Source organism: Methylobacterium sp. NEAU K (assembly GCF_030700285.1).
Taxonomy (GTDB): domain Bacteria; phylum Pseudomonadota; class Alphaproteobacteria; order Rhizobiales; family Beijerinckiaceae; genus Methylobacterium.
Genome location: NZ_JAUYZJ010000064.1, coordinates 1 through 14,298, shown reverse-complemented (window position 1 = coordinate 14,298; position 14,298 = coordinate 1). Strand labels below are relative to the sequence as shown.

Genomic DNA, 14,298 nt, shown 5'->3' with positions numbered 1-14,298 from the left:
GGGGTGAACTGGTAGTTGTAGCCGACCTGGCCACCGCCCGAGAAGCCGTCCTGGCTGCGGTTGCGGAAGGTCGCGGTGGTGCCGGGGGCGGCGTACGGGAACGGCACGCCGAAGGTCGAGCCGGTGTTGTTGTTGCTGCTGGCGTCGAACGCGTAGCCGGCGTTGATACCGAAATAGGCGCCGGTCCAGGTGAACACCGGGACGGGGGTGAACACCGGCGGCGGCGCGGCGCGGCGCGGCAGGTCGGCGGCCGAGGCGGCGCCGGTCAGGAGCGCCGTGGCGGCGGTGGCGAGCAGAAGCTTCTTGATCATAGGGTCCTCAGTCTCCCGTTGTGCGGGATGTGTGCCGGGGGACAGGACGTGAGGACGGACCGCCGCGATAGTGCATCGCTGCAACAGCAGCCCCCAACGCCCCGGACCCCCCGCCAGGAAGGTGCGTTGGAGCACATCCCTCTCGCATTCGCGCCGCGGGCGAACGAAGATCGGTATCTCGATGGTTCCGGCAGCAAAAAACCCCGCCGCACGGTGGCGGACGGGGTTCCAGTTTGCTCGTGAACGTTCCCAGGACCAACCAGGAAGCTTCATGTCTTCTTAGATCCTACTGCTGTGCGGCCCGCAAGCCCGCCGGACGGTGGAGATGGCGGTTAGGATTAATTCATGACGGCTGTCCCCTGCGTTGCCCCGGGCATCGGCCCGCCGGGCGATCCGAACCACCGGCGCGACGTTCGGCCTTCGGGCGCGGGGGATGTCGCGTGCGCGGTCGGCCGGACCCGGCGGAGCGGCCGGGTCTTGTGCGACGGATCCTCGATGCGCAAAAACATTGCGCCGGGACGCTGAGGCGCCCTGCCCTGCCGCGCGACCCGGCAAGCCACACCAGGCCGGGTTCCCGGGAGATCGACGGATGTGTCTCGCCGAACACCCGAACACCCGCGGGCGCCTGACATGAAGGGCGTGGTGCGCGGCCCGCTCCTCGGTCCTCGCCCTCGTCCTGGGCCTCCCGCGGGCCGCTCGTGCCGTCGCGGCCGGCGCGATCGGCCCGGAGCGCGCCGGCCGCCTTCGTCACGCAGGCCCGCCACGCCGCCCGACGACGGCGCGGCGCATCGGACAGGGCCGGATGCGGCGGCCGGATCCCGAGAGGGCGCATCCCGGGAGGCGGGCGTGAACCCGGCCGTGCTGCTGATGTTGGCCGCCCCGCCGGCGGTGTGCATCGGCGTCGCCGCCAGAGACTGCGGGACGCCCCCGGGGGACGCCGCCTGCAGCCCCGCCGGCGGCGCGACGAACCCGCGGGTCGGGAGGCTCCGGTGACGGACGCCCCGGCCCCCAACCTCACGGTCGCGGTCATCGCGGCGCTGCTGTTGCTGGCCGCCGGCTTGCACGCGGAAGGTCTCCTGTGGTGACCCTCCCGGCATGCTGTGTTCGACATCCTCTGCCGCCGCGCCGGGCGGTGCCGAAGCCCTTGCGATCCTGTCGTCCCCATGGCCGCGAGCGTAGCGCGGCCATGTTCGGATTCTCCCTCAACGCGACCGAGCCCGACAGCGTCGCGCACATCATCCAGGTCGCGCTCGCCCCCGCCTTCCTGCTGTCGGCGCTCGCCACCCTGCTGAACGTGTTCTCCACCCGGCTGGGCCGGATCTCCGACAAGGTCGACGCCCTCTCGGCCGAGGCCGCACGGGCGACGCCGGCGGAGGCCGCGCGCCTGTCCCGGCGCCTGACATACCTGCGGCGGCGCTCCTTCATCCTCGACGTGGCCGTCGTGCTCGCCTCGCTCGGGGCCTGCCTGATCGGGCTGGCCGTGCTGACCCTGTTCGTCGGGGCGCTGCGCGACGCCGCGACCGCCTCGGTCCTGTTCGCGTGCTTCGGTGCGGCGCTGGTCTGCACCGTCGCGGCGATCGGTTCCTTCATGACCGAGATCCTGATGGCCGGTCGCGGCGTGCGCGACGAGGTCGCGCACCAGCAGGACAAAGTCCCCGCGCAGCCGTGAACCCGTCCGCCGCGTCGGTCGCCGGCGGGATCCGCGTTGCGCCGAAAAGGAACTTCGTCTTAAGCTGAGCGGTGCTTGATTCCGCTCGTCCGCTGCGTCCGAGTGTTCCGCATGAGTGTCGCGATCCTGGTTGCCCTCGTCGCCGGAGCCTTGTGCCTCGGGATGCTCTCGTCCCTCGTGCCGCTGGGGCGGCGGGACGAGGAGGACGAGGCGGCCACCCTCCTTCACCGTGAAGGCGAGTTCTTCGATGTAGGCGGGCCGATCATCGACCTGGAGCCGCTCCTTCCGGTCCTGGATTCGCTCGCGCCGAATCGGTGAGCCTCTCGGCGCCGCGGGCACGGTGCGGGGAAGCGGGAGCCCGGTCTCCCGGATTTGCCGGGCCGGCACGCGAGGATGGAGCCTGCTGACGGTCCCGTGAAACGGCAGCGGGCCCCGGAGGGGCGCCTGCGCCGCGGCCTGCCGAGCGTCCGGCCGCGGCCCGGCGCGGCGGCGCGCCCGGTCTACCGGCCGCGACCGGTGTGTCGTTCGATGACCCTCTGCCGATGCGTCGGCACCTCCGGCAGGGCCGCGGGGAGCCCGAGGACCTCTCGGCGCTCAGCGGGCCCAGGGGCGGGCAGAAGCAGCTGCGGCGTTCTGGGCGTCTCGACGATGACGGTCTTCAGACCCATCGGCCGGGCCGGCTTCGTCAAGGGGAGCGGCTTGCCCGGCTTCGACGCCAGCGTCCCGAGGGCCCACAGGGCGAGACACGACAGGCCGATCAGGACGCCCTCCCGGGACGGCTCGGATCGGTACATCAGGACCGCGGTGCCGGTGAGAGCGGCCGCTGCCGCGAAGAGCCGGGGTGTCGGATCGCCGGAGATCATACCTGAACGTCGGCGATGCCCGCTGAAGACCCATGAACTTCAGCGCGACATTTGTATTCAATCGGCCAATTCGCTGAATTGCCAACACGGCACCCCGTCAGATGCGCTACGTTCGGGGTCGGCCCGCCACGCTGGACGGCTGCTGGCACGCGACGCCGGGATGTCGCCGGCCGGGGATGTCGCCGGTCCTGGAGCCGGTATCCGCGTCGCTCGCCCGGGCGCTTGGCTCGGCCATGCGCGCGATCTCCGCCTCCGGCACGGCTTGACGGATCCGGAGCGGCGTCCGTCGCCCTCATATCCGCAGCCCGGGAAGCCCGGTCGCGCACGGCTGGAATCCCCTTCAGCCACACCTGTGGCAGCCGAGATACAGCTTGAGTGTGGAAAACCGGGTAGTTTGGTCGCCGATCGGAACATTCGCTGGGGAAAAGACCAGTCATGAAAAAGCTTCTGGCCTCGTTGGCCGCGTTCACTGCCCTCACCGCCGCCGCCTCGGCCGCCGATCTGCCGCGCCGCGCCGCGCCGCCGCCGGTGTTCACCCCCGTCCCGGTGTTCACCTGGACCGGCGCCTATTTCGGTATCAACGCCGGCTACGCGTTCGACGCCAGCAGCAGCAACGGCTCGACCTTCGGCGTGCCGTTCCCGTACGCCGTCCCCGGCACCGCCGCGACCTTCAGCCAGCGGAACCAGGAAGGTTTCTCGGGCGGTGGCCAGGTCGGCTACAACTACCAGTTCACCCCGGGCTCGGGCGTGGTCGTCGGCATCGAGGCCGACGCCCAGTACCTCGACTTCGGCCGCATCCGGAACAACGCCTTCTTCATCGGCGCCCTGGCGCCGGGCTACTACGTCACCGACCCGCGCGGCCTCTCCAGCCTCGACTACTTCGGCACCGTGCGCGGCCGCCTCGGCTACGCCTTCGACCGGGTCCTCTTCTACGGCACCGGCGGCTTCGCCTACGGCTCGGGCAGCGCAGACCGCTCCTTCGGCGGCTTCGCCGGCAATGACAGCTTCCGCACCGGCTACGCGGTCGGCGGCGGCATCGAGTACGCCCTCCCCACCGACTCGTTCCTGAACTTCTTCCGCTCCAGCGCCGTCACGCTCAAGGTCGAAGGCCTCTACGTCAACCTCGACCGCGGCACCCGCAACCAGGGCGCGTTCGTCATCAACGCCGCCAACAACTTCCCGGTCGTCTACAGCGCCGTCGGACGCCGCGACGACGAGTTCGCCGTCATCCGCGCCGGCCTGAACTACAAGTTCGGCTCGTACTAAGACCCAGCCGGGAGTGGCGGCGGGCGAGCGGGGAGTCCCGGCTCGCCGCTCCGATCGCACCGGTCGATCACATCGCAAGCGCCCCGGGAGCACACGCTCCCGGGGCGCTTGCCGTTGGGTCACGCCTCCATCCGCCGGTCACAGGAACGGCCTGCGCGGGAGCCGGTTAAGGGTCCGACGCGCAATCCCCGCTCGGAGCGACCCGAGAAATGTCCCCCGTCGTCCGCTACGCACCCGGCCTGGAAACCCCGCAGCCCGACGAGGACGAGGTTCACGCCGGCATGATCGCGCAGTTTGCCAAGATCCAGGGCACGACGCTCAAGGATTACGGCCACGCGGTCCGCGGCGTGCACGCCAAGGCGCACAGCCTGCTCACCGGCAGGCTCCGCGGTGCTGCCGGACCTGCCGCCCCATCTCGCCCAGGGCGTCTTCGCGACGCCCGGCAGCTACGACGTGGTGCTGCGTCTCTCGACCAATCCCGGTGATGTCCTCGACGACAGCGTGTCGACCCCGCGGGGTCTCGCCATCAAGATCCTCGGCATCGCGGGCGAGCGCCTGCCCGGTTCGGAGGGGACCACGCAGGACTTCGTCCTGGCGAACGCGCCCGCCTTCACGGCCCCGGACGGCGCCGCCTTCCTGAAGAACCTCAAGCTCCTGGCGGCCACCACCGACACGCCGCAGGTGTTCAAGAAGGCGTTCTCGGCCCTGATGCGGGGCGTCGAGAGGGTCCTCGAGAGCCTCGGCACCAAGAGCCCCACCGTGATCGCGCTCGGCGGCCATCCCGAGACCCACATCCTCGGCGAGACCTTCTACAGCCAGGCGCCCCTGCGCTAGGGGGGACTACGTCGCCAAGGTCGCGGTGGCGCCCGTCTCGCCGGAGCTGACCGCGCTCACCGACGCGCCGCTGAACGTCAACGGCAAGCCGAACGGCCTGCGCGAGGCGGTCGCGGCCTTCTTCGCCGCGCACGAGGGCGTCTGGGAGGTGCGGGCGCAATTCCTGACCAATCCCGCGACGAGGCCGGTGGAGGATGCCTCCGTGCCCTGGCCCGAGGCGGAGAGCCCCTACGAGGCCGTGGCGCGGATCACGGTGCCGTGCCAAGCGGCGTGGAGCGACGCGAAGGTGAAGGGCATCGACGAACGCCTCGCCTTCAGTCCGTGGCACGGCTTGGCGGCGCACCGGCCCCTCGGCGCGATCATGCGGGCGCGTCGGGCGGTCTACCCGGAATCGTCCGGCTTCCGGGCCGCGCAGAACGGCTGACCGATCCACGAGCCTGCCAGCGCCGCCGCATTGCGGACGTGACGCGGACGCTTCGGGCCGAACACGCCGCCCGCGCGCCCGCGCCGAACGGACGGTAACGCCGCCTTAACCATAGGCGGCGGAATCGTCGGCCCTCGAACGACCGTGCAACCTCCAGCCCCGCGGCCTTCCGGTACGCGGGGTTTTTTGTCGTGCGGCGTCGGACGCCGCTCCGCAGGCCCGGATCCCCTCGGGCGGCGCGCCGACGCGCGCGCGGAGATGATCGGTCACAGCCGGAATCCCTGCGCGAACGGGCCGTGCCGATCGCAAAAGCTTGACCATTCGCTTCAAAGACACCACCTCCATACTATGCGCGCTTGGCCGTGCACTGAAATCTCTGATTGCGTGGCGCAAGTGATCCGGGCGAATTCAGTCTTGGATTTGGACGAAGAGAGGCCAGGTCGGCATCAGGCCGTGGCTTGGCGTGATGCCGTCGCGCCGTTCTGGGATTTCACAATTCGAAGTGAGAATATTTCCGAGTTCCGCGGGCAGTCGAACGTCCGGCACCTCGGCAATGCGATCCTGTGTTCCGCGCGCGTCTCGGGACTCCGGTTCGAACGCAAGCCCGCCCTCATCGCCCGCATGGGCGTCGATCACATCCTGGCGCATGTGCGGATCTCCGGACAGTCCAGGGTCGAGATCGACGGCCGCGAGCACGCTTGTGCGCCGGGCGACGTCTGCCTCTTCGACCTGTCGCGGCCCCTGGCCGCCCGCTCGACCGACTACCAGGCCATCACGGTGGTGCTTCCGCGGCCGCTCTTCGGCGCGAATCAGTGCGATCTCGACTCCTTCCACGGAGCGATCATTCGCGGCACGACCCCGTTCGGCCTGTTGCTCACCGACCATCTGCGGTCCCTCAACGTCCACGCGGCCGGGTTCTCGGAGCCTGAGGCCAGGGCGGCCGCGGAAGCGACCGCGGTGCTTCTCGGGGCGGCTGTCCGGGGCCTCTCCGGCGACGACCGGATCGACGACGCGGCGGAGCGGCCGCCGCTCCTTCTCGCCATGCGGCGTTTCATCGAGACCGAGCTGGCCTCCCCGCACCTGACCGCCGACCAGCTCTGCCGGCAGTTCGGCGTCTCGCGCAGCGCGCTCTATCGCCTGTTCGCCCCGCTGGACGGCGTGGCCGGCTACATCCGCCAGCGCCGGCTCGCCCGGGCCTACCGGGAACTCGCGGCCACGGGCGACGATCGATTCTCCCGGATCTCGGAGGTGGCGTATCGCTGGCATTTCGGGAGCCCCGCGCGCTTCGCGCAGGCCTTCAGGGCCGAATACGGCCGCTCCCCCCGGGATGTCCGCGCGCAGGTCCTGGCCGATGACCGGGCCGCCAGGGCCGCCGCATCGGCCCCGTCGTCCCGGAGCGAGACCTGGACCGATTTCTACGACTGGATCCTCCGATTGACGGCTTGACCCCCGTCCTCACGGATCGCGGCCGATGGTCGGGATCCGTGAGGTCCGGCGGACGACCGCGGCCGCCCGGGCCGGCGCCGTCCCGGGCGTGTCCGGCCCGGGCCGATCGCGGCGACGGGCCTTGTGCCGCTGCGCCCGGATCGCCCATAACGCCGCGATGGGTTTTTGCGTTTGGCATGGGCGCTCGGTGCGCGGGTGGTGGGCGGTCGCCGTCCGCATGCTCGCGCTCGTCCTGACTTTGTCCATCGCCGGCCCGGGCACCGGCCTCGCCGCGGATCTCGCGTTTCACGCAGGCAGCCATCACGGCCGGAGCGAGGGGCCGGCCGTCGAGTCCGCCTCCGCCCGCACCGTGGTGGATCCCGGCGTTACCGAGCATCTCCATTGCGGCTGCCATCAGGCCGCGCCCCTGGAGACCGGCAGCGTCGCCCCGCCCGCGGCGCCGGGCCGGCCGATCGCGGCCCGGATCGCGCCGGCGCGCGCCTCCGTCGTCGGCGACCGGCTTCCCCGCCCTCCCCGCGCGTGAGCTGACGCCGCCGCTCCCGGCGCGCGTCCTGCCCGCGGCCCCCTGGGCTCCGGGTTCGCCCCCACGCGTCATCTGAACGGGACCCTTCGGAGGAGCCGCGCGCGGCCCTCCGGCATCCCGGCCGAGCAGGCCCCCCCATGCGCTTCGTCCTGTCCGCGGCCCTCTTGGCCGCCGGCATCGCCATCGGCGCTGCCGTTCCCGCCGTGTCCGCGGTCACGCGCACCATCCTCGCCGCGATCGGCCTGCCCCGGCCCGCGGTCCCGCCCGGTCCCGAACCGGCCGGCGGCCCCGATCACGACCCGACGGCCGCCGCGGTGGCGGACAGGCCCGAGGCCGCGCCCGGCGGCCACGGGCCCGGGGCCGGCGAGGCGCATGCCGACGAGGGCCAGATCCGGATGCCGCCCGATCAGGTGACGGGACAGGACATCACGGTCATGCCCGTGGAGGGCGGGATCCTCGCGCGCCACCTCCTCGTCCCCGGCACCATCACGCCCGACACGGACCGGATCGCCCGCGTCCCCGCCCGGGTCGTCGGGACCGTGGCCGAGATGCGCAAGCGTCTCGGCGACGCCGTGCAGAAGGACGAGGTCGTCGCCGTGCTCGACAGCCGCGAAGTCGCCGACGCCAAGAGCGAGTACCTCACCGCCCTGGTGCAGGCCGAACTCCAGACGATCAACTACGAGCGCCAGCAGAAGCTGCTCGCGTCGCGCTCGGCCTCGGAGGCCGCGTTCCAGAGCGCCCGCGCCGCGTTCCTGGAGAACCGGCTGCGCGTCGACCTCGCCCGCCAGAAGCTGTCGGCCCTCGGCCTGAACGCCGCCGAGGTCGCGGCCGCCCAGAAGCGCGACGAGGCGACGCCGAACCTCTCCACCCTGCGCCGCTACGAGCTGCGCGCGCCGTTCGCCGGGCGCGTCGTCGAGCGCCGGGTCGATGTCGGCTCGGCGGTGGGCAAGGAGGGCGACCCGGCCGACCTCTATATGGTGGCCGACCTCGCGACGGTCTGGATCGAACTCGCGGTGCCCATCGTCGACCTCGCCCAGGTGCGGGAGGGCGCGCGCGTCGCCGTCACCCCGAGCCGGGAGGGCGGCGACCGCCGCGCGGTGGGCCGCGTCATCTTCGTGAGCCCGTTCCTCAATCCGGACACGCGCTCGGCCCGGGTCGTGGTCGCCCTGCCCAACGCCGACCTGGCGTGGCGGCCCGGCACCTTCGTCACCGCCGAGGTCGAGATCGCGCGGGATTCCGTGCCGGTCCGGGTCCCCAAGACGGCCGTCCAGACGCTCGCGGGCCGGCGCGTGGTCTTCGTGCGCATCCCGGAGGGATTCGAGCGGCGCGCGGTCGAACTCGGACGCTCCGACGACGTCGCCTATGAGGTCACCGCCGGGCTCCAGGCCGGCGAGGCGATCGCGGTCGGCAATGCCTTCGTGCTCAAGGCCGAGCTCGGCAAGGCCGAAGCCGGCCACGACGATTGAGGGGACCGGACATGATCAGCCGCATCCTCGCCGTCTCGGTCCGCCAGCGCTGGCTGGTGCTGCTCCTCGCGCTGCTGGCGGCGGGCTTCGGCGGCACCGCGCTGACGAAGCTGCCGATCGACGCGGTGCCCGACATCACCAACAACCAGGTGCAGATCAACACGGTCGCGCCCGCGCTCTCGCCGGTCGATGTCGAGCGCCAGGTGACCTACCCGGTCGAGACCGCGCTCGCCGGCATCAAGGGGCTGGACTACACCCGCTCGCTCTCGCGCAACGGCTTCTCGCAGGTCACGGCGGTCTTCGACGAGCGGCTCGACGTCTACTTCGCCCGCCAGCAGGTCGCCGAGCGCCTGTCCCAGGTGAAGGCGGAACTGCCGCCCGGGGCCGAGCCGCAGATGGGCCCGATCTCGACGGGGCTCGGCGAGATCTACATGTGGTCGGTGCACTACGCGAAGCCCGGCGACCGGACGGTCTCGCCGGCGGGCGAGCCCGGCTGGCAGCCGGACGGCAGCTACCTGACCCCGGAGGGCCAGCGCCTCCGGACCGAGCTGGAGCAGGCCGCCTACCTGCGCACGGTCCAGGACTGGATCATCCGGCCCCAGATCCGGACCGTGCGGGGCGTGGCCGGCGTCGACGGGATCGGCGGCTACGAGAAGCAGTACCACGTCCAGCCCGACCCCACGAAGCTCACCGCCCTCGACCTCTCCTTCGGGGACGTGGCCCGGGCGCTCCAGGCCAACAATTCCAACCAGGGGGCGCGCTACCTGGAGGACAACGGCGAGGGCTACGTCGTGCGCGCCTCCGGCCGCCTGGAGGGCATGGAGGCGATCGCCGACGTGGTCGTGGCCACCCGCGGCGGCGTGCCGGTGCGGGTCCGGGACATCGCCGCGGTGCGCATCGGGCGCGACCTGCGCACCGGCTCGGGCAGCGAGAACGGCCGGGAGGCCGTGATCGGCACCGCCCTGATGCTGATCGGCGAGAACAGCCGCGCGGTCGCCGCCGCGGTTGACGCGCGCATGAACCAGATCCGGCGCGCGCTGCCCCCCGGAATCGCGGCGGAGACGGTGCTCGACCGGACGCAGCTCGTCGAGGCCACGATCCGCACGGTCGCCCGGAACCTCGCCGAGGGCGCGGCCCTGGTGATCGCGATCCTGTTCCTGCTGCTCGGCAACATCCGGGCCGCGATCATCACGGCGCTGGTCATCCCGGTCGCCATGCTGATGACCCTGGCCGGCATGGTCGAGGCGAAGATCTCCGCCAACCTGATGAGCCTCGGCGCCTTGGATTTCGGGCTCCTCGTCGACGGCGCGGTGATCATCACCGAGAACGCCCTGCGCCACCTCGCGGAGCGCCAGCACGCCCTCGGGCGGCGGCTCGACCTGGAGGAGCGCCTGGAGACGGTGCGGGCCTCGGCCGAGGAGATGATCCGGCCCTCCCTCTACGGTCAGGCCATCATCATCCTGGTCTACGGGCCGCTCCTGACCTTCACGGGGGTGGAGGGCAAGATGTTCGCCCCGATGGCGCTGACCGTCATCATCGCGCTGGCCTGCGCGTTCGTCCTGTCGCTGACCTTCGTGCCGGCCCTGATCGCCATCGGGGTCACAGGCCGGGTCACGGAGACCGACAACGCCCTCGTCCGGGGGCTGAAGGCGGCCTACCGGCCGGTCCTGACGGCGGCGGTCCGTGCGCCCGGGGGGGTCCTCGGCGGGGCCCTGCTGCTGCTGGCCGGGGCCGGCCTGCTGTCCACCCGGCTCGGGACCGAGTTCATCCCGCTTCTCGACGAGAAGAGCATCGCGCTCAACGCCACCCGCATCCCGTCGACCTCCCTGACCCAGTCGCAGGCCATGCAGCTCAAGGTCGAGCAGGCCGTGAGCCCGTTCCCCCAGGTGGCCACTGTGTTCTCGAAGACCGGCACCGCCGAGGTCGCCACCGACCCGATGCCGCCGAATTCCTCCGACACCTTCGTCATCCTCAAGCCGCAGGCGGACTGGCCCGATCCCGGCCTCTCCAAGGCGGCGCTGCAGGAGCAGATCGAGGCGGCGGTCGGCGCGCTCGCCGGCAACGTCTACGAGTTCTCCCAGCCGATCCAGCTGCGCTTCAACGAGCTCCTGGCCGGAACCCGCGGCGACCTCGCCGTGAAGGTGTTCGGCGACGCGTTCGAGCCGATGCTCAGGACCGCCAACCAGATCGCCGCGATCCTGCGCGGCATCGACGGCGCCGACGACGTGAAGGTCGAGCAGACCGCCGGGCTGCCGGTCTTCGAGATCCGGATCGACCGGACCGAGGCGGCGCGCCTCGGCCTGAGCACGGGGGCCATCCAGGAGGTCATCGGGGCCGCGATCGGCGGCCGGGAGGCCGGTTTCGTGTTCGAGGGCGACCGGCGGTTCCCGATCGTGGTGCGCCTGACCGACGCGGTCCGCCAGGACCGCGAGGCCCTGGAGAACTTGCCCGTGCCCCTGCCCCCGGGGCCGAACGGTAAGGTCGCGTCCGTGCTCCTGCGGCAGGTGGCGCGCTTCTCTGTGACCGAGGGGCCGAACCAGATCTCGCGGGAGAACGGCAGGCGGCGCGTCGTCGTCACCGCCAACGTGCGCGGCCGCGACATCGGCTCGCTGGTGGCGGAGGCGCAGGCGAAGGTCGCCGATCGGGTGCCGCTGACGGCCGGGGCCTCCGTGACCTGGGGCGGGCAGTTCGAGAATCTCGCCTCGGCCCGGCAGCGCCTGGGTGTGGTTGTGCCGGTGTGCTTCGGCCTGATCTTCCTCCTGCTCTACGGGGCGCTCGGCAGCCCGCGGGACGCGCTCCTGGTGTTCAGCGCCGTGCCGCTGGCGCTCACCGGCGGTATCGCCGCCCTGTGGCTGCGGGGCATGCCGCTGTCGGTGCCGGCCGCCGTCGGGTTCATCGCGCTCTCGGGCGTGGCGGTGCTGAACGGCCTCGTCATGCTGACCGCCGTCAAGCAGCTGATCGGCGCGGGCCGGCCGCGGCTGGAGGCGATCCTGGAGGGGGCCATGACGCGGCTGCGCCCGGTGGCGATGACCGCCCTGGTGGCCTCCCTCGGGTTCGTCCCGATGGCGCTCGCCACCGGCACGGGCGCGGAGGTGCAGCGGCCCCTCGCCACCGTGGTGATCGGCGGCCTGATCTCGGCGACCCTGCTGACCCTGGTGGTGCTGCCGGCGCTCTACGGGCGCTTCGGACGGGCCGCGCCCGTTGCGCCTTCGCGTCCGCCCCAGGCGCGAGCCCGGCCGCGGCGGCTTCCCGCACCGCCGGCCGCTTGCCGCAAACAAAAGGATATGGACATCCGATGATTATATCGGTCAAAGATCTCGCTTTCGGAATTTGCAATCGTACATGTCAATAGATTTTTATAATAATTTATATTTTCAAACAATTATTATAGAAAAAGTGAAATTCAGTTTGAAAACATTTAGAGATTTGGGTTTGCAAGACAAGAAAAAATTTATAATTTCGATTCTGACATGTGTTCATCGCGAAGGAAGGTCGTATTTCGATGAATATCGGAATTAAAACGAAAATCTCTGCCGGTTTCAGTCTGCTGATGTTGGTGGCGGCGTTAATCGGCGCATATTCGCTTTATCAGCAGGGTGTCATCAACGAGCAATACGCGGCTCGCGGCCGGCTCGAGGCGGTCGCGCGGACGATCTTCACGGTCAACAGCCTCGCGTCGCGCCTCACCGGCGAAGCCGAGCAGAGCCGGCTCGCTCCGAAGCCCGAGCAGATCGCCGCCATGGAGCAGACGCGCCGCGCGGCCGAGGAGGCTGGCGACAGGCTGATCACGATGGCGGTCTCGGACGAGCGGCGCAAGATCTACACGGAGGTGCGGGACCATGCCCGGGCCATGAGGCCGGAGCTGGATCGCCTCTTGGCGGCCGGCGTCAGCCTGAGCGCGGCCAAGGAGGCCTTGTTCACGGGCGGCGACACGCTGACCGGCTCGACGAACATGCTGGTGGCGGCCGTTCGCGGGCAGTCGAATGAGACGACCCTCCGCCGGGCTCAGTCCGTCGAGAGCGCCATCCTGCTGGTCCGCGTCGCCAACTGGCGCTTCCTGGCCGTCCTCGACCCGAAGGGGCCGGCGACGTTCGCGACGAATGTCGAGGCGGCCAAGGCCGTCCTGGAGGCGTTCAAGGGTGGCGACGGAAGCGCCGCCTTCGCGCAGCAGACCAAGGCGGTCGTCGAGGCGCTGGAGGCCTATGCCCGCAACTTCAACGTGACCACCCAGGCGATGGCCACCGCAACGGCGGCCTTCGAGACCGGCATCAAGCCGCATGCGGACGCGATCGAGCAGGCGAGCCGGACCGTGCGCGATCAGATCAATGTCGCGGTCGACGACGTTACCGAAGCGACGACGGCCGCGGTGGCACGCGCCCAGCACTTCCAGATCGGGCTGGTCGGCCTGGCCCTGGCGATCGGCGCGGTTCTGGCGTTTGTGATCGCCCGCAGCATCGTCCGGCCGATTGCCGGGATGACGCACGCGATGAAGCGCCTGGCGGAGGGCGATACGCAGGTCGTGGTGCCCTCGCGGGACGCCACCGACGAGATCGGCGCGATGGCCAAGGCGGTGGACGTGTTCCGGCAGAACGCCATCGCCCGCGCCGATCTGGAGGCCGCGCAGGCCGCCGAGCACGCTGCCCGCGAGCGTCGGGCCGACCGGGTCGACCGGCTGGTCCGGGCGTTCCAGCAGACCGTGGCCGCGTCGCTGGAGGTCGTCACCGCGGCCGCCACCGAGCTCGACGCGACCGCGCGCTCGATGACCCGGGTCGCCGACGACACCAACAGCCAGGCGGTGGCCTCCAGCGCGGCCGCCGAGCAGACCTCGGCCAACGTCCAGACCGTGGCGTCGGCCGCCGAGGAGATGGTGTCCTCGCTGCAGGAGATCGAGCGGCAGGTGATCCGCTCCAACGAGGTCGCCAGCCATGCCGCCCACGAGGCGCAGACGAGCAGCGCCGCGATGGCGAGCCTGCGCATGGCCGCCGAGCAGATCGGCGCGGCGGTGACGACGATCTCGGGCATCGCCGGCCAGACCAACCTGCTGGCGCTCAACGCGACCATCGAGGCGGCGCGCGCCGGCGAGGCGGGCCGGGGGTTCGCCGTTGTGGCGGCTGAGGTCAAGGAGCTGGCGGGTCAGACCGCCAAGGCCACCGAGGAGATCGGCGGCCAGATCGCCGCGATCCAGGCGGCGACCGGCCAGGCGGCCGACGCGATCGAGCAGATCGGGCGCACGATCGGGATTGTGAACGAGATCAGCGGCTCGATCGCCTCGACGGTGGTGGAGCAGACGGCGGCCACGAGCGAGATCTCGCGCAACGCCGGCCAGGCCGCGCGCGGGACCCAGGACGTGTCGGCCAACGTGGCCCGCGTGCTGGCCGCCTCGGGGGAAACCGGCAGCGCCGCCGCGCAGGTGCTGAACGCCGCGGCCGCGCTCGCGACGCAATCCCTGACGGTCAAGCAGGAGGTCGACGGATTCCTGCGCGACATCCAGGCCGC

The 14,298-nt window shown here is 71.2% G+C and carries 9 protein-coding genes and 2 pseudogenes; 9 read left to right on the top strand and 2 right to left on the bottom strand.

The genetic code is table 11. The features are described from left to right. Positions 1–311: pseudogene (locus Q8W67_RS26445) on the bottom strand (porin family protein); the annotation flags it as partial. Between the two features lie 1,186 nt (positions 312–1,497). Between Q8W67_RS26445 and Q8W67_RS26440 the strand changes: the two are divergent. Together Q8W67_RS26440 and Q8W67_RS26435 are read left to right on the top strand one after the other, a co-directional pair. Next, positions 1,498–1,980 (top strand): DUF2721 domain-containing protein, encoded by a 483-nt coding sequence (locus Q8W67_RS26440; protein ID WP_305551175.1) that lies wholly within the window; start codon positions 1,498–1,500, stop codon positions 1,978–1,980. 111 nt (positions 1,981–2,091) lie between these two features. Further along, complete coding sequence (locus Q8W67_RS26435) at positions 2,092–2,298, top strand: hypothetical protein (RefSeq protein ID WP_305551173.1); 207 nt, start codon at positions 2,092–2,094, stop codon at positions 2,296–2,298. Positions 2,299–2,480: 182 nt separating this feature from the next. On the opposite strand, the gene Q8W67_RS26430 is transcribed toward Q8W67_RS26435, so the two are convergent. Next, on the bottom strand, positions 2,481–2,843 hold the full coding sequence (locus tag Q8W67_RS26430; protein WP_305551171.1) for an energy transducer TonB: 363 nt from the start codon (positions 2,841–2,843) through the stop codon (positions 2,481–2,483). Between the two features lie 435 nt (positions 2,844–3,278). On the opposite strand from Q8W67_RS26430, the gene Q8W67_RS26425 reads away from it, so the two are divergent. From Q8W67_RS26425 to Q8W67_RS26395, 7 genes and pseudogenes are all read left to right on the top strand, one after another. Next, positions 3,279–4,109 (top strand): outer membrane protein, encoded by an 831-nt coding sequence (locus Q8W67_RS26425; RefSeq protein ID WP_305551169.1) that lies wholly within the window; start codon positions 3,279–3,281, stop codon positions 4,107–4,109. Between the two features lie 209 nt (positions 4,110–4,318). Continuing rightward, positions 4,319–5,367: pseudogene (locus Q8W67_RS26420) on the top strand (catalase family protein). 453 nt (positions 5,368–5,820) lie between these two features. Beyond that, the gene (locus Q8W67_RS26415; protein ID WP_305551167.1) at positions 5,821–6,813 is read left to right on the top strand and encodes a helix-turn-helix domain-containing protein; all 993 of its coding nucleotides are present in this window, start codon (positions 5,821–5,823) and stop codon (positions 6,811–6,813) included. Positions 6,814–7,030: 217 nt separating this feature from the next. Next, entirely contained in the window at positions 7,031–7,336 is a 306-nt protein-coding gene (locus Q8W67_RS26410; protein WP_305551165.1) for a hypothetical protein, read from the top strand. Positions 7,337–7,473: 137 nt separating this feature from the next. Continuing rightward, positions 7,474–8,802 (top strand): efflux RND transporter periplasmic adaptor subunit, encoded by a 1,329-nt coding sequence (locus Q8W67_RS26405; RefSeq protein ID WP_305551163.1) that lies wholly within the window; start codon positions 7,474–7,476, stop codon positions 8,800–8,802. Between the two features lie 11 nt (positions 8,803–8,813). Further along, the gene (locus Q8W67_RS26400; RefSeq protein ID WP_305551161.1) at positions 8,814–12,101 is read left to right on the top strand and encodes an efflux RND transporter permease subunit; all 3,288 of its coding nucleotides are present in this window, start codon (positions 8,814–8,816) and stop codon (positions 12,099–12,101) included. A gap of 251 nt (positions 12,102–12,352) precedes the next feature. After that, the coding region (locus tag Q8W67_RS26395) for a methyl-accepting chemotaxis protein (RefSeq protein ID WP_305551159.1) at positions 12,353–14,298 on the top strand (1,946 nt) is incomplete at its 3' end.